17 protein-coding genes and 1 pseudogene are annotated in these 18160 nt (G+C 56.1%); 13 read left to right on the top strand and 5 right to left on the bottom strand.

All coding sequences use genetic code 11. The features are described from left to right. The first annotated feature begins 79 nt into the window (after positions 1–79). From ACL2XO_RS20385 to ACL2XO_RS20375, 3 genes and pseudogenes are all read left to right on the top strand, one after another. Complete coding sequence (locus ACL2XO_RS20385; protein WP_413741382.1) at positions 80–1639, top strand: MFS transporter; 1560 nt, start codon at positions 80–82, stop codon at positions 1637–1639. After that, positions 1623–2024, top strand: a pseudogene (locus ACL2XO_RS20380) (nucleotidyl transferase AbiEii/AbiGii toxin family protein). The gene ACL2XO_RS20385 and the pseudogene ACL2XO_RS20380 overlap by 17 nt, the downstream one beginning before the upstream one ends. A gap of 140 nt (positions 2025–2164) precedes the next feature. Then, entirely contained in the window at positions 2165–3163 is a 999-nt protein-coding gene (locus ACL2XO_RS20375) for a zinc-dependent alcohol dehydrogenase family protein (RefSeq protein WP_413741381.1), read from the top strand. 427 nt (positions 3164–3590) lie between these two features. Here the strand turns inward: ACL2XO_RS20375 and ACL2XO_RS20370 are convergent, their stop codons facing one another. After that, the gene (locus ACL2XO_RS20370; RefSeq protein WP_413725226.1) at positions 3591–4199 is read right to left on the bottom strand and encodes a TetR/AcrR family transcriptional regulator; all 609 of its coding nucleotides are present in this window, start codon (positions 4197–4199) and stop codon (positions 3591–3593) included. A gap of 82 nt (positions 4200–4281) precedes the next feature. Between ACL2XO_RS20370 and ACL2XO_RS20365 the strand changes: the two genes are divergently transcribed. Further along, positions 4282–5196 (top strand): SDR family oxidoreductase, encoded by a 915-nt coding sequence (locus ACL2XO_RS20365; protein ID WP_413725225.1) that lies wholly within the window; start codon positions 4282–4284, stop codon positions 5194–5196. Positions 5197–5265: 69 nt separating this feature from the next. On the opposite strand, the gene ACL2XO_RS20360 is transcribed toward ACL2XO_RS20365, so the two are convergent. Beyond that, positions 5266–5484, bottom strand: a complete 219-nt coding sequence (locus ACL2XO_RS20360) for a helix-turn-helix domain-containing protein (RefSeq protein ID WP_132926858.1) — start codon at positions 5482–5484, stop codon at positions 5266–5268. Positions 5485–5576: 92 nt separating this feature from the next. Next, positions 5577–5807 carry a helix-turn-helix domain-containing protein gene (locus ACL2XO_RS20355; RefSeq protein ID WP_132926860.1) on the bottom strand — a complete coding sequence of 77 codons (231 nt, stop codon included), beginning with the start codon at positions 5805–5807 and terminating at the stop codon, positions 5577–5579. Positions 5808–5916: 109 nt separating this feature from the next. Here ACL2XO_RS20355 and ACL2XO_RS20350 point away from each other — a divergent pair, with 109 nt between their 5' ends. Continuing rightward, on the top strand, positions 5917–6180 hold the full coding sequence (locus ACL2XO_RS20350; protein ID WP_413741380.1) for a helix-turn-helix domain-containing protein: 264 nt from the start codon (positions 5917–5919) through the stop codon (positions 6178–6180). Between the two features lie 138 nt (positions 6181–6318). On the opposite strand, the gene ACL2XO_RS20345 is transcribed toward ACL2XO_RS20350, so the two are convergent. After that, positions 6319–7308, bottom strand: a complete 990-nt coding sequence (locus ACL2XO_RS20345) for a UV damage endonuclease UvsE (RefSeq protein ID WP_413741379.1) — start codon at positions 7306–7308, stop codon at positions 6319–6321. 272 nt (positions 7309–7580) lie between these two features. Here ACL2XO_RS20345 and ACL2XO_RS20340 point away from each other — a divergent pair, with 272 nt between their 5' ends. The 5 genes from ACL2XO_RS20340 to ACL2XO_RS20320 all read left to right on the top strand — a co-directional run bounded on the left by ACL2XO_RS20340 (position 7581) and on the right by ACL2XO_RS20320 (position 13578). After that, complete coding sequence (locus ACL2XO_RS20340; RefSeq protein WP_413741378.1) at positions 7581–9113, top strand: Fic family protein; 1533 nt, start codon at positions 7581–7583, stop codon at positions 9111–9113. Then, positions 9082–10470 carry an MATE family efflux transporter gene (locus ACL2XO_RS20335; protein WP_413741377.1) on the top strand — a complete coding sequence of 463 codons (1389 nt, stop codon included), beginning with the start codon at positions 9082–9084 and terminating at the stop codon, positions 10468–10470. Before ACL2XO_RS20340 ends, ACL2XO_RS20335 begins: the two co-directional genes overlap by 32 nt. A 620-nt stretch (positions 10471–11090) precedes the next feature. Beyond that, positions 11091–11336, top strand: a complete 246-nt coding sequence (locus ACL2XO_RS20330; protein WP_132928049.1) for a hypothetical protein — start codon at positions 11091–11093, stop codon at positions 11334–11336. 26 nt (positions 11337–11362) lie between these two features. Continuing rightward, positions 11363–11863, top strand: a complete 501-nt coding sequence (locus ACL2XO_RS20325; protein WP_413726990.1) for a helix-turn-helix transcriptional regulator — start codon at positions 11363–11365, stop codon at positions 11861–11863. Between the two features lie 89 nt (positions 11864–11952). Then, a complete protein-coding gene (locus tag ACL2XO_RS20320) occupies positions 11953–13578 on the top strand; it encodes a CocE/NonD family hydrolase (RefSeq protein ID WP_413741376.1) in 1626 nt (541 codons plus the stop codon). 59 nt (positions 13579–13637) lie between these two features. Here the strand turns inward: ACL2XO_RS20320 and ACL2XO_RS20315 are convergent, their stop codons facing one another. Continuing rightward, entirely contained in the window at positions 13638–14435 is a 798-nt protein-coding gene (locus ACL2XO_RS20315) for an AraC family transcriptional regulator (protein ID WP_413741375.1), read from the bottom strand. A gap of 110 nt (positions 14436–14545) precedes the next feature. On the opposite strand from ACL2XO_RS20315, the gene ACL2XO_RS20310 reads away from it, so the two are divergent. The 3 genes from ACL2XO_RS20310 to ampC all read left to right on the top strand — a co-directional run bounded on the left by ACL2XO_RS20310 (position 14546) and on the right by ampC (position 18003). Next, positions 14546–15805 carry an MFS transporter gene (locus ACL2XO_RS20310; RefSeq protein ID WP_413741374.1) on the top strand — a complete coding sequence of 420 codons (1260 nt, stop codon included), beginning with the start codon at positions 14546–14548 and terminating at the stop codon, positions 15803–15805. Positions 15806–15867: 62 nt separating this feature from the next. Next, positions 15868–16428 (top strand): DNA-3-methyladenine glycosylase I, encoded by a 561-nt coding sequence (locus tag ACL2XO_RS20305; protein ID WP_413725216.1) that lies wholly within the window; start codon positions 15868–15870, stop codon positions 16426–16428. Positions 16429–16824: 396 nt separating this feature from the next. Further along, positions 16825–18003, top strand: coding sequence for a class C beta-lactamase (ampC, locus tag ACL2XO_RS20300; RefSeq protein WP_413741373.1), 1179 nt, complete (start codon positions 16825–16827; stop codon positions 18001–18003). Positions 18004–18160 lie beyond the last annotated feature (157 nt).

The raw sequence follows: 18160 nt of genomic DNA, 5'->3' as shown, positions 1-18160 counted from the left end.
CGCCGCTCTGGCGACACCTATTCGCCAATGTTTCGATTAAACTCCCCATTGAATCATATTGGGCAACTTAGCTCAATGAATGCACATTAGTATCATCAACGAGGTTTCTTTGAACACTAACCGGACTTCACGAGGCGCGCTTCAAAAGGCCTTGGTACTCCTGACCGCCTGCCTGATTGCGGTGGCCAACCCTCTCGCTTTCACAGGGCCGGCCGTGGCCATTCCGGCGATAGGCCGAGCGCTGGCAGGCAGTTCTATTGAACTGGCCTGGATCTCCAATGCTTTCATGCTTACTTTCGGCAGTTGCCTGATGGCCGCCGGAGCGCTCGCCGACAGCTTCGGACGGAAAAAGATCTTCCTTTTCGGGGCCTGCGCCCTGTGTATCTTCTCGGTCGCGCTTGCCTTCTCGCCAAACCTACTCGTCGTCGATGTGTTGCGCGCAGCCCAGGGCGTCGCGTCGGCGCTGGCATTCTCCGGCGTGATGGCGGCGCTTGCACAGGAGTTCCACGGCCCATCCGCCATGAGGGCTTTCAGTCTTGTCGGCACGAGCTTTGGCATCGGTTTGGCCTTCGGGCCGGTAAGTTCAGGACTGCTGATTGAAGCCTTCGGGTGGCGCTCAATCTTTTTTCTGGTGGCAATCATCGCCGGGGCGGCGTTCGTTCTCGGCTCAAGCGTGGTGCGGGACTCCCGTGATCCCAACGCCGCCGGCCTCGATTGGAAAGGTGCGTTCACCTTTACCGCCGCGTTGGCTTTCCTCACTAACGGAATACTGGTTGCGCCGACGGTGGGCTGGATGGAAACGCCGGTGGTTGTTTCTTTGGTTGGAGCACTGATTCTGGGTGCCGTTTTCGTCTTCGTTGAAAGCAATGCAAGGCGGCCAATGCTCGATCTCTCGCTTTTTCGCATTCCGCGCTTCGTGGCTGTACAACTGCTGGCCTCGGCGCCCGCCTATGCCTTTGTCGTCCTGCTGGTGCTTCTTCCCGTCAGGCTCGTCGGCATCAATGGCATGACTGAACTGAAGGTTGGATGGATCATGATGGCGCTCTGCAGTCCGCTGCTGGTCCTTCCGCTGGCCGCAAGCTTCCTCACGCGATGGCTCTCCTCCGCCACGCTCTGCGGAGCAGGGCTGCTGGTATCGGCTTGTGGCCTCTTATGGCTCAGCCGCTGGGAGGACGGCGAGGCCGGTTTGGCGCTCGTCTCTCCGCTGCTGATAATCGGCATGGGTATCAGTCTTCCATGGGGACTGATGGACGGGCTCGCCCTCAGTGTCGTACCTCGCGAACGCGCCGGCATGGCAACGGGGATTTTTAACACGACCCGCGTAGCGGGTGAAGGCGTCGCACTTGCCATTGTGAACGCGTTACTCGTTGCACTGCTTGTCTCGCGGCTTAACATCCTACCGGACGCTTCTTCGTCAGCAAGTGAGGCCGCACAGCACCTGGTTGGCGGCGATCTGGCGGGGGCAGGGGCCATTCTCGGGGCTTCCTCGCTTAAGGTGCTGACCGGAATCTACCAGAGCGCGTTCAGCATCCTGCTCGAAGTGCTTTCGGCAGTAACGGCAATCACCGCCATTGTCATCTTTATAGCGCTACGCGGGTCAGGACGTGCGGGGGATTTGGCGCATACATCGAACTCCTGACCGCGTCTTTGATGTTGCCGACTTGATAAATGCGGTGCCGGCAGTGGCAAAGGAGCGCTGTTTTGCGCTAAAAGGGGGGGACGCAATCAATTTGTTTGTACGCGACTTCCCCCGTCTTTCGGTGGATATCGATTTGGCCTATAGATCGCGACACAGTCGACGCGGTACAGGATGAGTTTGGTTTTGCCTCCATTCAGGTGGTTTCCCCGGCCGATCTTTATGGTGGCAAGCTTTGCGCCGCCTTGGATCGCTAGCGCCAGAAAGCCAGATTCAACACCTGCCCGCAGTAAAATGGAAGCTACAGAACATCGGTCGGATGTCAGAAAGTAAGCGCGCCGAGGCGCTGGATAAGCTGGAAACGGTACTTAGGGACTGGCTGAAGTAGCACGCAGTGAATTCGGCCACCTGAATAGAGGTGATACCGTCACACCTCAGTACATGAACAGGTGTCACAATGATTGGAGCTGACAAAAGAACGTTCAGGCCGATCCCATTCAAAAGAATTCTTGAACCCAGGAGTATTACATGTCTAATACCGTCAAGATTGTTCGCTTTCATAAGACCGGAGGCGCTGAAGTCCTGCAGTTTGACGAGCTCCCCCTGCCCGAACCTGGTGAAAACGAAGTGCGTCTGCGAGTTAAAGCGCTTGGACTGAATCGTGCGGAGGTCATGTACCGATCCGGGCAATATATGGAAACGCCGATTCTTCCTTCCAAAAACGGCTATGAGGCTTCCGGCATCATTGAAGCCGTGGGACCAGGCGTCGATTCGAGCTGGATAGGTAAAACCGTCAGCACTGTACCGGGAACCTGCAGCCTGAATGGATATGGCGTCTATGGCGAAGTTGCCGTCGTTCCCTTTCGTTCAATTGCTGTCTACCCGGCCACTCTCTCGTACGAAGAAGGAGCATCCATCTGGATGCAATATTTAACTGCGTATGGTGCGCTTATCTGGCTAGGCCGGGTAAGTAAAGGGGACTTTGTCATCATCACCGCAGCCAGCAGCAGCGTTGGGGTGGCCGCCATCCAGATGGTTAAAGCGCAGGGCGGCACCAGCATCGCCGTCACCCGAACTGCAGCCAAGAAAGCCCGGCTCCACGAACTGGGCGCCGATCACGTCATCGTCACTGATGAAGAAGACCTGGCCGGTAGAGTCAATGAAATCACCAGTGGCAAAGGCGCACGCGTCAGCTTCGATCCCATCGGAGGCAAGATGCTGGCGTCGCTCGCCGCGGCCGCAGCCCATAAGGGAATCATCGTCGAATACGGGGTGTTGGCCTCTGAGCAAACCCTTTTTCCGCTGTCCACGGCCCTTGCCAAGTACCTTACCGTCCGGGCCTATGTGGTTGTGGAACTGGCGCAGCATAAAGATCTTCAAGAAGCGAAGCAGTATATTTTCGATCATCTCGCATCCGGCGCTTTCAAGCCCCTTATCGATAGGACGTTTCGCTTCGACGAAATCGTAGAAGCCCACCGCTATATGGAATCGAACAATCAAGTGGGCAAGATCGTTGTAACTGTCTGACGTATACGGTTCTGAGCTGTAACCGACCCGACCGCCTCGCCGTGCCGGACGGTCAGCTTGATCGGGTCGGTTCGCCATTAGCATTGGCTGAATCGCCGGGGCCGGGAGTCGTTGCCGACATGCCTGCGAGCAAAAGGTCAACCATCCGAACCGCCGAACGCTTCCAGTTTCGCTCACTCTGATGGTCGCCACGCCGGAAAGGACGCGCAGTATATCCAGCGGCCCCACATCGCTGTGAAACGCGCCTGTCTCCACCGCATGGGTGGCTGCGGATGTACTCATCACAGTGATTACAGTGGTCCCGGTCGCTGTCGGATTAAAACAGCGCAGGCACGCGCAACCGGATGATCTTGCCCCACTTGAAAAGCGGGGCAGGGTGCGAGTCGCTTATCGACACGCAGCGGCACATGGACGATGCCGTGATTTTTTATCTCACCACCGCCTTCACATTCGCGAAGGCTTCCTCGAGGAATTCCGCCACTGGCCGCTCGCCACGTTGGTTGGACCAAGCTTCAATGGCCAGCCGCATAGCGCCGACGGATACCATCGCGACGACGCGCAGCGCCTGGCGGCGTTGCGGCTGTCGCCAGACCTCGCACAGCGTGGTATAGAGCGCATTTTCCTGCGCCGCGTAGGCAGCTTGTTTACGGACCTTGAGTGTTTCGCTCGCACGCATCACCCGATCAATGGCAATCATTTGATCTGATTCGTAGCGCGAGACATCGGTTATCAGCGTTTTGCGCACGGCATCCAACGGCGTTTCGTCAGGTGAGACTTTCAGCAGTTCCGCTCGCATTGCATCCCATGCGCCTTCCTGCCACGTCAGCAAGATGTCCTCCTTCGACTTGAAATAGGAGAAGAACGTGCGGCGCGAGATGCCCGCCTCCTCGGCAATGGCATCGAGCGTCGTCCCCTCGTAGCCGTTGGCCAGAAATAGCTTCAGGCCTGTGTTTGCGATGCGTAATCGGGTTTCACGCTGTTTTTGTTCGCGCAGGCCTGGGCGCACAGGCTGGCCCCCTGTGTTTTTCAACGTCACTTAAAATTGCCTTGCAATATTGCACTTAGTGCATTAATTTATGCACCTAGTGTACTAAAAAGCAAACTTAAGGGCAAGAAACATGAGCAACTGGACTGCATCGGATATTCCGTCCCAGCGCGGACGCACGGCAATCATCACCGGCACCGGCGGCCTCGGCTTTGAAGACGCCTTTGCGCTTGCTCGCGCCGGTGCGGATGTGATCATCGCCGGACGCAATCATTCCAAAGGCAAGGACGCGGTGGCGCGTATTCGCCAGGCTGTGTCCCATGCCACCGTGCGCTTCGAAGAACTCGATCTGGCCAGCCTCAAGTCGGTGGCCGCCTTTGGTTCGCGTCTGCGCTCCACCCTTGGCAGCGTGGACATCCTTATCAACAATGCAGGCGTCATGACCCCGCCGCAGCGCAGGGTCACCGAGGATAATATCGAATTGCAATTCGGCACCAATTATCTCGGTCATTTTGCGCTGACCGCGCACTTGCTGCCTCTGTTGCGCAAGGGCAAAAGCCCGCGCGTCGTGACGCTCTCGAGCATCGCCGCGCGCGATGGCGCGATCAATTTCGACGACCTGCAGGCCGAGCGGGACTATAAGCCTATGCGGGTCTACAGCCAGTCCAAGCTTGCCTGTCTCATGTTTGCCCTGGAACTCCAGCGGCAGAGTGATTCGGCCGGCTGGGGCATCGCCAGCATCCCCGCGCACCCTGGCATCTCGCGCACGGATCTGCTTCCCAATGGGGCCGGGGCGAGCAGCGTCTTCGGCCTGATGCGCAAGTACCTGTGGTTCATGTTCCAGCCCGCGGCCCAAGGCGCGCTGCCGACGCTTTATGCGGCTACGGCGCCCGCCGCCAAGGGCGGCGTGTACTACGGACCGGACAAGATAAATGAAATGCGCGGATTTCCAGCGGTAGCGAAGATTCCGCGTCAGGCGCTGGACGTCGAGACCGCAGCACGCTTGTGGACGGTTTCCGAGGAATTGGCCGGCGTCGTGTTTGAATGAATCAGAGCGGACATCAGTACGATTACAAAATAGCCGGCTCAAGGCTCAATGTCAGGAAACGGTACAAATTCAGTAATCGAACAGCGTTACCAATTCAATACCCAGTCCGCCAGCAATCACAACTATCACCTCCAGCGTCGGGTTTCTCACACCCCGCTCAATCCCGCTGATATAAGTGCGATCAAGCCCGCACTTGTCGGCGAAGGCTTCCTGCGAAAGTCCCGCCTGCAAGCGAAGTGCTTTAATACGTTGCCCGAAGAGGGCAGTAATGTCTTTAGATTTTTCCATGCCGTTAAGCATTATCTTTTGTTGCTTATCAGACCACGGACGATGAGTCACAAATGAAGATGGTTTAACAATAGACAGCTAATGGCGTGAATTCAGTCGCAACCATCAAAATTGAACAGCGTAATCAAATCGATATGTAATGCGGCAGCAATGATAGCGAGGACTTCCAGCGTGGGGTTTCTTACACCGCGTTCAATACCGCTGATGTAGGTGCGATCGAGCCCGCATAGATCCGCAAAGGCTTCCTGAGACAGACCAGCTTGTAATCTGAGTTTTTTGACATGTCGTCCTAGCAGGACTCTTGTTGGGTCAGATCTTTTCATAGGATAAGCATTGTATTTTGATGCCTATCAGTCCACGGATTATTAGTCACAACCGTAAATTCTTGTGGTATCATTGTGACTCATAGTCAACATGGCGAAGAGAGATCACATGAACGACCAAGACTGGCACCCAGCTGATATTGTTGCAGGAATAAAGAAGAAAGGGACGACGATGGCTGCGATTTCGCGCTCGGCGGGGCTGGCTTCGTCTACGCTGGCGAATACGTTGACCAGACACTGGCCAAAGGGAGAACGCCTTATTGCAGATGTGATAGGAAAACGACCGGAAGAGATCTGGCCTTCCCGCTATCAAATGAAAAAAGATAAACAGGCCAGTGTGGCAGCGCCGGAAGGTCACAATACTGCCACGTAAATCATTCCCTCTATTACAGGTCGGCTGTACGTTGTTTACGGCATCATGCCGGTACAGCCGTTGCGCATCGGGGCAACAGGCGTGTCAATGCTCATCCATCACGACGGGGGGACGCGTCATAAACCAGTGCCCGGTACGCTATAAGCCTAAGGATGAATTTGCCGGCATTGTTTTATTCAGCAATGCGTACTGATACAATTTTTCCCTGGCGAGATTTTTCATTTTCACTTCACACATGATATCGAAATCGTCAAAGGATAAAGCCCAGTCATTTAGCGTATCATTAAAATAGTAATTTGAATGAGCGCGTAATATGGATTTTGACAAGCCCAGCGTATTTTGATCGGGAAAGCCGTGCTCCGGGATCAAACCTTCCTGAGAAACAGAATAATGCAGCACAGGCTTTACTCCTTGCCATGATTCTTTTATTAATTTAATACGGTCATCCTCAGGTTTGATGAATTCATTTTCCTTTACCCAGTGATGGTGAATGTCCAATACAATGGGGCATAAGGATGTTGCCTGTAATACGTCATCCACTGAACAGGAAATCTCGTCATTCTCCACCGTCAACATCAGCCTTGCTTCAGGACTGAGCTTTAGGAACGCGTTTTTGAAGCCGGCAAAGCCTTTTTTCCCATTCATATGGATATTTATTTTAAAGTCCTGAAAATGCTTGCCATACCCCATCGATTTCGCGCAGAGCGCGTGGTATTCGATGTCTTCAATAGACCTTTCCACTACCGATGGGTTGTCTGATGCCAGTACGGTGTATTGTCCGGGGTGAAAGGATAATCTAATATCGTTCTGCTTTGCAAAATTCCCGCAGTTCTTAAAAAAAGGATATAAATCGGGTAAAATTTCCTTGTAAAGCACAGTGGCTTCGGGGACGGTATATAATGGCAGCAAATCGCTCCCTATCCTCATCATTCTCAGATTATTAGGAAGTAAAGCCAATTGCTCAAAAATCAACAGGAGGTTGGTTAGGTTTTCGCTCGAACTTTCCCAAAGAAAATCGAGCTTTTTATCATTGTCCAACGTTAAAAATCGTTTACGCGTTGGGGATTTAAAGGGGAATGGCTGTACTGCTTCTGAAGAAAAATATTTACAGGCGAATCCAAGCTTCATAATACCTCCCTTAAATGCGGTTTCTACCAGTGTAACGGCTCACTGAGATTTTGCCTCCCAGACAGCTGCGCTTGGTTTCAGCGTTAGAGAGTATTATTTTCGCTTAAAAACCATCATCCAGTATCGGTTTCGTTGTTCCGATAGCCTTTTAACCGCTCTCATGTTATCGTTTTCCTGGTATTTTATGATTTCAGTATCATTTTCGCGGCCAAAATACAGGATTTTATCTTATGCAGGTTGGCTTCAAGGTATTGGAACGGCTTAACGGCATCATGTTGGCGCAACCGCTGCGTGTCGAGTCAACTATTGGTACGGGGCGCGTCCTTCAGGTTGAGGGCGGACTGATAAAAAATCAGTATCCGGCCAGCTACCGGCCGGCGGATGACTTCGCGGGGCATTTCGAATTCGGGCTCAAATACGAAGAGATCCATTTGGAGTTCTTTGCCCGCCTGTTTGCCGCCATCGGCCCCGAGCCTATCGCGGCATGGTGCCGACGCGAGCCTTTCGGCCAGTATGCGCGCCGTACGGGTTTTCTATACGAGTGGCTGACCGGAACGCGGCTGGATGTGCCGGACCTGACCAACGGCAAATATATCGATGCGATCTCCGGTCTAGACTATTTCACCAGGGTCGAACCGCTGCGCGAGAGGCGCTGGCGAATCAATAATAATCTGCCGGGAACGGCTTCGTTCTGCCCTTTGATTCGTCGTACTACAGCGCTCCAAAATGCGTTGGATTTTGATCTCGCTGCCGCGCTGGCTGAATTTGACAAAGCATTTGGCGCCGATCTGCTGATGCGTACCGCCGGCTGGCTGACGTTTAATGAGTCCCGTGCAAGCTTTTTGATCGAAAAGGAGTCTGACCATACCGATCGGATCCAGCGGTTCGCCCATGTTATTGAACAATATTGCGGCCACATTGAAGACCCGCTGGGTAGCGGCAGTTTATATACCTTGCAAGCCGGCATTTTGGGCCGGGATGCCGTAGGACTGGGCCTGCGTCGTTCGCCGGTGTTTGTCGGGCAGTCCACCCTGCGTCAAAACATTGTCCACTATATTGCCCCCCACTTCGAGGAAGCGGGTGTCATGCTGGAGGGCCTCAAAGCATTTGAAGTTGCGACCCGAGGGGCCGAGCCTGTGGTGCGTGCCGGGGCGTTGGCCTTTGCTTTTGTCTATATCCATCCAATGAGAGACGGCAATGGCCGGATCCACCGTTTTCTGATAAATGACGCACTGGTACGCGACAGGGCGATCCCTGACGGCATCATTCTGCCTGTATCGGCCACTATCATTAGTTCTCCCCATTTCCGCGCGGCTTACAATCGCACGCTCGAGGTGTTTTCCCGCCCGTTTATGCGGCGCTATGCAACGGCTTACCGGTTTGGTGAAGTGGTGGCATGCGACGATGGTACCCGCAGCAACTTTATTTTCGATGACTATGAGGACGCTTGTTTTGCCTGGCGCTATCCGGATCTGACCGAGCATGTGCTGTTCACCGCGCGGGTGATTGAGCATACGGTAAGATATGAGATGGCAGACGAGGCCAGGGAATTGGCCACCTTTCAGCTCGCGCAGGAAAGCCTTAAGGATGTCATTGAAATGCCAAGCCAGGACGCGAACAGGATTATCCGTTCTATCAAACAAAACGGCTGGCGGGTGTCCGGTAAATTGAAAGCGGAGTATCCGCGATTGGAGGATGAGCTTACGGCGCAGCATGTCGTGGAGGCTGTGCGGTCTGCATTTGAGGACAATAAGGTCATGTCCGCCGGGCAGAATGATGGTGAAAACAGTGGCGCGAATCAATGATAACGGCGGCATAGCTGGAGCGACACCCGGTTGGCACCGGCGGATTGTGGCCCTGGCCGTGCCGATAATGCTGGCTAATCTGTCGGTGCCGCTGCTGTCCGCGGTGGACACTGCCGTCGCCGGTCATCTCCCCGACCAGGCGGCGCTTGGCGGCGTAGCGCTGGGGGGGCTGGTCTTTAATGCCATGATCTGGGGCCTGAGCTTTCTGCGCATGGCGACGACCGGGCTGGTCGGCCAGTCGGTAGGCGCCGGAGACGATACTGAGGCCCGGATCGTGCAAGTACGGGCGCTGTTGCTGGCGGTGTTGCTGGGCCTCGTCATCCTGGCGGTGCAGCGGCCGCTGCTCACGGGCGCGCTCCACCTGCTCGGCGGTGGTGCCGAGGTGCAGCGTGCGGCGCGCATCTACTGCGACGCACGCATCTGGTCGGCTCCGGCGGCGCTCGGCAATACGGTCGTGCTGGGCTACCTGATCGGTCGCCAGCGAGCCAGGCTGGGATTCGTCCTGCAACTGGTGCTGAACTTCCTCAACATGGGCTTTGCCATCGGCCTGGTCTATGGCGCACACCTCAGTGTCGGCGGCATCGGAGCGGCGACGGCGCTCGCCGACGGCATAGGACTGGTCCTGGGCCTCCTTGTGCTCAAGCGCCTCAGCCCGCGCGGGCTACCGCGGCTCGTTCAGGCGGCGCTCTGGGCGCGAGAACCCCTGCTCAGGCTGTTCGGCATCAACCGTGACATTTTCCTGCGCACCATCTGCATCATCGGCGTCACCGCGCTTTTCGCACGCCTCGGCGCCGGGCTCGGCGACAAAGTGCTGGCCGGCAATGCCGTGCTGCTTAACTTCCAGACTTTCACCGCCTTCGGGCTCGACGGCTTCGCCTATGCGGCGGAGGCGCTGGTGGGACTCGCGGTCGGTGCCCGCGACCGGGCGTCGCTTAGGGCGGCGAGCCGCATTTCCTTGTTGTGGGCCGCGATTGGGGCGCTCGGATTTTCGCTCGCCTATGTCGCGGTCGGACCGATGATGATTGACGGGCTGACCAACCAAGAGCCGGTGCGCGCCGTGGCCAAGGCCTACCTACCCAGGGTGATCGCGCTGCCGGTCGCTTCGGTCTGGGGCTTCCAGTTTGACGGCATCTTTATCGGCGCCACTCGCGCGCGCGAACTGCGCAACAGCATGATTCTGTCGCTCGCCGTGTTCCTGGCCGCGGCTTGGCTCCTGATCCCGGTCGCGCACAATAATGGGCTTTGGGGCGCTTTCCTGTTGTTCATGGTGGCGCGCGGCATCTGCCTTGCCTGGTTATATCCGCGCATCGGCGCCGATTGGGATGACCGGGCGCCGCCGCCGCTTCACGTCGATTAGCGCTCGGCAAAGATGACGACGAATAGAGTTACCCCGCTAGCAATATCATGGGGAAAAGGTTCGTCATGAACGAGATCGTGTTGTTGGAGTACCCGCGCTCGTCGTATGCGCAAAAGGTTCGGCTGCTATTGCGTGAGAGAAATAGACCCTTTATCTCCACAACGGTGGATAGGGCGGGTTCTGATGCGGCCTTCCATTGAGGCCACGGTGGCGGGGGCTCATGCGTACCAGAGAGAAATGCCGGAGGGCACGCTATGAACGAACCGGGAATCATTTTGCATCAATATGAGCTATCGCCGATTTCCGGTAAAGTGCGGGCTACTCTAAGCATTAAATTGCCCCGCTGGTCTGCCTACAATCCACCAAGCCCTGAATGAAAATCCCCCATGCTTATCGTCATCTGGTTGAACAATCTCACTTTCTGCCCAGTCGCGGGAAAATTTTGCAACAGTGCTTCCAGCATTGCTAAAGACCTGATCGGCTGCCGGAACTCATGGTAAACGCCGTTGCCGGAGATTATTACTTACGGACTCGTGCTGAGACGTCTTGATAGGCAAGTCCAAGATAATCGAGTTGTCACTTGACAACTCAACGGCAAAAATCTATTCTGGAGGTCAATGATGACCCGTCCCTCGCATTCGAAGAAAGAGGTGGAAGAGGCGCTCAGATATGCTGAAGAACAACGTTGGCGAATCGATGTTGGCGGCAGTCATGCATGGGGGAAGATCTACTGCCCTTATAATGAAAATGAGTGTCGCTGCGGAGAGTTTTGCATTACCAGCGTCTGGAGCACGCCGAAGAATCCCGGCAACCATGCTCGCGCCCTGCGCAGGGTTGTGGATAACTGCACAAAGCATCGCAAATAGCGTGATCCTGACGACAAGGAGAAATGATGGAATACACCTTTACCTTAAAATACCAGCTTGCCGCTGAGGACTGCGAAACGGATGCGATTGTTGAACGTCTGGGTGAAGCCGGCTGCGACGATGCTCTGGTGGGCATAGGGTTGCCGGGCAGGCTGGCGCTGGAATTCACACGAGAAGCCGGGAATGCCGAGGCCGCCGTACGCAGTGCGCTGGCGGATGTTCGTCGCGCCGTACCCTCGGCGACGCTTATCGAAGCGGCGCCGGATCTGGTGGGACTGACAGATGCGGCGGAGATTGTAGGTGTGTCGAGGCAGAATATGCGCAAGCTGATGCTGGCCCATCCGGGTAATTTTCCGGCGCCGGTCCATGAAGGCAGCGCATCGATTTGGCACCTGACGGATATTTTGTCTTGGTTGCAGGGCAGGGGAAACTACCGCTTGGCGCAAGATATGCTGGAATTGGCGGAGGTAGCGATGCAGGTCAATGTGGCAAAAGAAACTCGCCGATTGCCGCCCCTAACGATCTGATGCTACCGGCCAAGCCCATGAGTAAAAAAATATCGTATCATGTAGACCGCTGATGCCCTCACCGGCATAGTCCAGGAGGTTTACGGCCCATGACGATAATGACGCGCCTCGCCGGGCGCCTGTGGCGGCTGCCGCCGGCGGAAAACGCCGTGCGTGTGGATCGGGACATTGCCGTGACCGCGCGGGACGGTGTCGCGCTGATGACCGATGTCTATCATCCCATCGGTATCGATCGGCCACCCATCGTGCTGCTGCGTTCACCCTACGGGCGCAAAAACATCGTCGGTTTGTGCGCGCGTCTTTTTGCCGAACGCGGCTACACGGCGGTGGTCCAGAGCGTGCGCGGTACCTTCGGCTCAGGCGGGCGTTTCCATCCGTTCTTCCAGGAGCGTGACGACGGGCTGGACGCCGTCGGCTGGATCGAGCGCCAGCCGTGGTATGGCGGCCGCTTGGGGCTTTGGGGGGCGAGCTATATGGGTCAGGTGCACTGGGCCATGGCCGCCGAACTGGGGGAACGGGTCGCCGCCATCGCCATCGTGCGCAGTACGTCGGATTTCGCCGCCGCCATTTGGGGCGGCGACGGCCTGCGGCTGGAGGATTTCCTTAGCTGGATCTGCCTGGTGGAGGCCCAGGAGAAGAGCAACGCTATCGTCCAGGCCCTCAGGCGTCGTTTTTTCGGCGATGCTCATGCCCGGCATTATGCCGCCTTGCCGCTTGAGACGTTGGATGAGCAGGTGTCCGGCGCCGCCATTGACTGCTGGCGGGAGTGGATGGCCCATGACCATCCCGCCGATCCGTTCTGGCAGCCGATCCGAGACCGCTGTACGCTTGCGCGGGTGACCGCCCCCGTATCAATGGTGGCGGGTTGGTCCGATCTTTTTATTGGCCATCAGCTTCACGACTATGCCGAGCTGCAGGCCTGCGGCAAAACGGTAAGGCTTACCGTGGATCCGTGGACGCACACCTCTCTCAAAAGCCTGGCCGGCGCGATGGCCGATGCATTTGACTGGTTCGATATTCATCTCAAAGGTCGGGAATCCGGTAAGGACGCGTTAAATCACGTCAAGCTCTGGGTGGTTGGTGCTAACGAATGGCGCAACGAGACCGCATGGCCGCCGGCCGGTAGCGTGTCGCGCGCGTTGCAGCTTACCGGCAGCGGCGGACTGGGGGAAGGCGGGATCGCCGAGGCCGAGCGAAGATTCGTCTACGATCCGAAAGACCCTACGCCGAGTTTGGCCGGTCCTACATTGTCCGACGCCACCGGGCGTGGCGACATGAGGCCCCTTGCGGCGCGCGCCGATGTGCTTAGCTTTATCGGGCCGGTTTTGGACCAGGATACCGAGATAGCCGGCCGGCCAGTCTTGACGATTAACGTTTCGGCTGACGGGCCCGAACACGACCTGTTTATTTGCCTGTGCGATGTGGATGAAAAAGGCCGGGCGACCAACATAACCGATGGCTATCAGCGCCTGCCGGGTTTTGCTGCGGATACGCGCCGCACGGTTACGCTGCCGCTGCTGCCGGCCTATTGGCGCGTCGCCGCCGGCCATCGGCTCCAACTGCTTATCGCCGGCGGTGCTTTTCCGCGCTATGCCCGTAACCTCGGGCTGGGTGAGCGCATGTCCATGGCGACGAGATCGAGAAAAACCACGATCGCCGTGCATTGCGGAGGCAAAGACCCGTCCCGTCTCGCTCTGCCGTTAAAGGGGACCTGACAAGGGTTGGCCAAGCCGAGGCGGGCGGCAAGGGGATCGTTAATGCCGCCGATCGCGGATCAAGGTTCCGCCGTCTGAGCAATGGAGGAAAAGTATTTCGCCGGCGTTTCCCCTAAGGATTTCTTGAACATGATGATAAACGCCGACACCGATTCATAGCCGAGAATTTCAGCAATGTTCTGTACGTTTTGGCCGGCGGCGAGTTCGCGCAGGGCAACGATCAAATGCAGTTGCCGGCGCCACCGGCCAAAAGTCAATCCCGTTTCCTGACGCACAAGGCGAGCCAGCGAACGCTCGCTCATGGCCACCATGTTTCCCCATTGCGCAAGCGTACGGCGATCCGCCGGATCGTCTGAGAGTATTTTCGCAATCTTTCTCATACGGGGTTCTTCCGAGATAGGCAGATGCAGCCGCTCTACCGGCATATGAGCAAGCTCCTCCAGCAGCACGACGGCCTTGCGTCCGGTGGGGCTGTCCGGCGCATATTTCGGCGGCTGGCCCGCCATATGAAGAATGAGCTCGCGCACCAAGGGGGAGATGAAGAGCGTACAGCAGGTGGCGGGAAGCGGCGCGGCGCCCGGCTGGATGAAGAGAAAGCTTATCTCGGCGTTCGCCGTTGCGCGAACGCTGTGGCGGGTTTGGCCGGGTATCCACACGGCGCTGTTGGGGGGCACCATCCAAATGGCGTCGTCGACTTCGCATGTTATGCCGCCTTTGACCGCGAAAAGCAGCTGTCCTTGCCGATGTTGGTGGACAGGCACTTCACTGGCGCCAGGTGAATGCGTCTTTAGGCCGGCCACCAATCCGTAAGGCTGGTCCTGATCGAAGTAGCGAAGCGAGTCTTCAAGGGAGAGCATCAATGCAGGTTGTCAGTTTTTGAGTATTTATTGTCAATATATCCAAATTCCGGCATTCGCGAAAGGGGTAAGATTGTCGCTCTGCTTTATTGCTCTTCGGGATATTATTCATGGCCAGACATACCGCAACCGCGTCGCGTTCGTTCCTGCTTGTCGCAGGCTTGCTGCTGATAGCGGCCACGCTTCGGGGGCCTGTCACCGGCGTGGCGCCCGTATTAGACCTGCTCCGTTCTCATCTGGGATTATCTCCCACCGATGCGGGCTTATTGACGACGTTGCCGCTTGTCGCTTTTGCCGCCATATCGCCGTTCGCGGCTCTGTTTGCCCGGAAATACGGGATTGAGCGCTGCTTATTCGGCGCATTATTGCTTATTGCGGCGGGGGTGGTTGTTCGCTCGACGGGGACTGTCGTGGGCCTCTACCTGGGTACCGCGATCGTCGGCACCGGCATTGCCCTTGGCAATGTGCTGCTGCCAGGCCTTATCAAGCGTGATTTCCCCAGCAGGGTGCCGGTCATCACCAGCGTCTGCGCGGTGACGATGGGGGTGGCCGCGGCGATGGTTTCCATGAGCGTGGTCCCGTTGGCCGACGTGTTTGGCTGGCGCATAGCGTTAGGGATGGTGATTGTTTTTCCTTTGGCGGCCATTGCTGTTTGGATTTTTGCAGTTGGCGGCCGTACTGTTCCCTTAAAAGGAACTCCTCCAAAAGGAACTCCCTTAAAAGGAATTCCCGTAACAGAAACACCGATAAACGGACCCGCGGCGCCTGTCCATGGCGGAGGTGTTTGGCGTTCAATGATCGCTTGGCAGGTTACGCTGTTCATGGGGACGAATTCGACGTTGTATTATATTATGGTCGCCTGGCTGCCGACCATTTTGACCAATGCGGGCTTTACCCCCGCCGCCGCGGGCTCGATACATGGGGTTATGCAGCTCTCCTGCGCTGTGCCGGGATTGGTCTTGAGCCTGGTAGTCGGCCGATTGAAAGATCAGCGGCTGATAGCCGCCGGTACCGGTTTTATGCTGGGCGTATCGCTGCTGGGCTTGCTGTTTGCGCCGGCCTGGGCGCTGCTTTGGTCGGCCCTATTTGGTTTTGGATCGGGGGCCGCCATTATCCTGGCGCTGATGTTCATGAGTATGCGCGCGAGGGATGTTCATCAATCGGCTGCGCTTTCCGGCATGGCGCAGTGCATCGGTTATCTCTTGGCGGCCTGCGGGCCAACGCTTGCCGGTAAGGCTCACGATATTACCGGAAACTGGCATATTCCGCTGGCCATCGGTGTTGTTCTTTCCGTCCTTATGGCACTATTCGGCTCATTGGCAGGGCGTTCCCGCCACATCGGCACGTCTCTTGCGGCCTCAGGACGTTAACGCCATAGCATGATGATTAAGGCACGGCAGTCAACGAAATGTAATCGTCCAGGAGGACGCGGATGTCGGAAAAACAGCATCGCTGCAGCTGGGCTGATTCAGGCCCGTTGATGCGGCATTATCACGATACGGAATGGGGCATCCCGGAACGCGATCCGCGCAGGCTGTGGGAGACGCTGATGCTGGAGGGGTTCCAGGCCGGTCTGTCATGGGACATCATTCTGCGCAAGCGGGACGCTTTCCGCCTGGCCTTTGACGGTTTTGATCCTCGGGCCGTGGCGGTTTATGGCGCCGACGATATCGAGCGCCTGCTTGGCAATTCGGGGATCGTGCGGGCCCGTGCAAAGATCCAGGCGACGATTCGAGGCGCGCAGATCTTCAATGAGATGCAGGCAAACGGCGAGGACTTCGCGGAATATTGCTGGTCTTACACCCACGGTGTGCCGCTGCTCGGTACGGGCTATGTTACCGAAACAGCGCTGTCCGGCAAAATTTCACAGGATCTGAAGCGGCGTGGCTTCAAGTTCGTCGGGCCGACGATTGTCTATGCCTGGATGCAGGCGGTGGGCATCGTCAACGACCACGATCCCGCTTGCTTTCGTTACCGGGAGAACATGGAATAGGAAAGGGGCCCGTAATTCACTGCGTATTTCTCATGATAATGCCTTTTGAAAGGGAGAGGAAGTTAAGAGCGGTTTACTTGGCGTTGTGAAATTAAAAAAGCAATTATCCGTTATCAGACCGGAGTGTTTAGCGATCGGTAAAGATTAGCCGCCACGCCTCACGTAACGATGCTTTTTAGGTGATGAAGTTATATTATATATTCTCATCATATATTTTATTGAGTTTATTAATTATAAAATAATCATTTTCAGAATGTTTATTCATAACCCATCGAAAAAATATTTTGACTCGACCGCCATTGTAGTTAACTCTATCTATTCTTTGGAAACCAAAATCCAAGATGGTTATTACTAATCCATTAATAGCGATCTTTTTTACATAATTTTGAGAAATTTATGAATAAAACAATGGCAATCCCCTTGGCTGCCCTATGCATGCTGCTCGCGGCAACAGGCGCCCAGTGTGCCGCTACCCAAGGGCCGGATGCTTATCGCGCCGAGGTGGACCGTGAAATCCTTCCCTTAATAAAGGCGCATAATATCCCCGGTATGGCTGTTGCTTTAACGGTTGACGGCCGGCAGTATTTTTATAACTACGGGCTGGCTTCTATAACCCCTCAGAGGGAAGTCACGGCCGATACATTGTTTGAACTGGGTTCGGTGAGCAAAACCTTTAACGTGACGCTGGCCGCCTATGCCGATGCGCAAAAAAAATTATCCCTGGAGGAAAAAGTCAGTCATTACCTGCCTTCTTTGAAGGATACCTCTTTCGGCGAGTTGTCCCTTATCAACCTGGCTACCCATACCACGGGTGGAATGCCGCTGCAGGCTCCGGACCAGGTGAACACCGAGGCGAAACTGATGGACTACCTGCGCGCGTGGCATCCCCGGGAAAAGGCAGGCCAGGGGCGTTCGTACTCCAATATCAGCATCGGCACACTGGGGCTTATCGCCGCCAGGACAATGGGGGATAGCTATGCCAATTTGCTGCAGAAGGTTATCCTGCCGGAGCTGGGCATGAACCATACCTGGATCAATGTGCCCGATAAAGAGATGAAAAACTATGCCTGGGGGTACAACAAGCAGGATAAGCCGGTACGCCTCAATGCCGGCATATTGAGCGATGAAGCCTATGGCGTTAAATCCACCTCCGCCGATATGATTCGGTTTGTGGAAGCCAATATGAAGCAGGCGGGGGAGGGATCGGATGTGCAGAAAGCCGTTATTGAAACACACCGGGGTTATTTCTCCACGGCGCACTACACCCAGGACATGCTCTGGGAACAATATCCCTGGCCGGTGGCGCTCAGTACGGTTATGGCGGGCAACTCGAATGACATGACCTATAATGTCAATCCGGTTAAAATCATCACTCCCGCCACGCCTCCCCTGCAGGCGGTATTGCTGAATAAAACCGGCGCTACCGACGGCTTTGGCGCCTATGTAGCGTTTATTCCGGAGAAAAAAATCGGCATCGTCATGCTGGCCAACCGCAACTATCCGAATACCGAGCGAGCCCGGGCGGCGTGGCAGATCTTTAACGATATAACCAAGCAAACCGCGTTGTCTCGCTAAATCCGGCCCGGTGCCATCCTGCTTCACAGCGGACCCGGATGTGAAAGCAGGGTCGCCGGCGGTTTCGTGAGAGTCTACTTTTGTAAAGTCTCTACAGCAAAGCCTGCCGGGGGGATTACGCTGCTGGATATCCGTCAATCCATTGTAAACCGGCAGG

The sequence above is a fragment of the Sodalis sp. RH15 genome (genome assembly GCF_047324255.1).
Taxonomy (GTDB): Bacteria; Pseudomonadota; Gammaproteobacteria; order Enterobacterales; family Enterobacteriaceae; genus Acerihabitans; species Acerihabitans ligni.
Note: the sequence above shows the minus strand (reverse complement) of the source record. Positions and strands in the feature narration are given on the sequence as shown.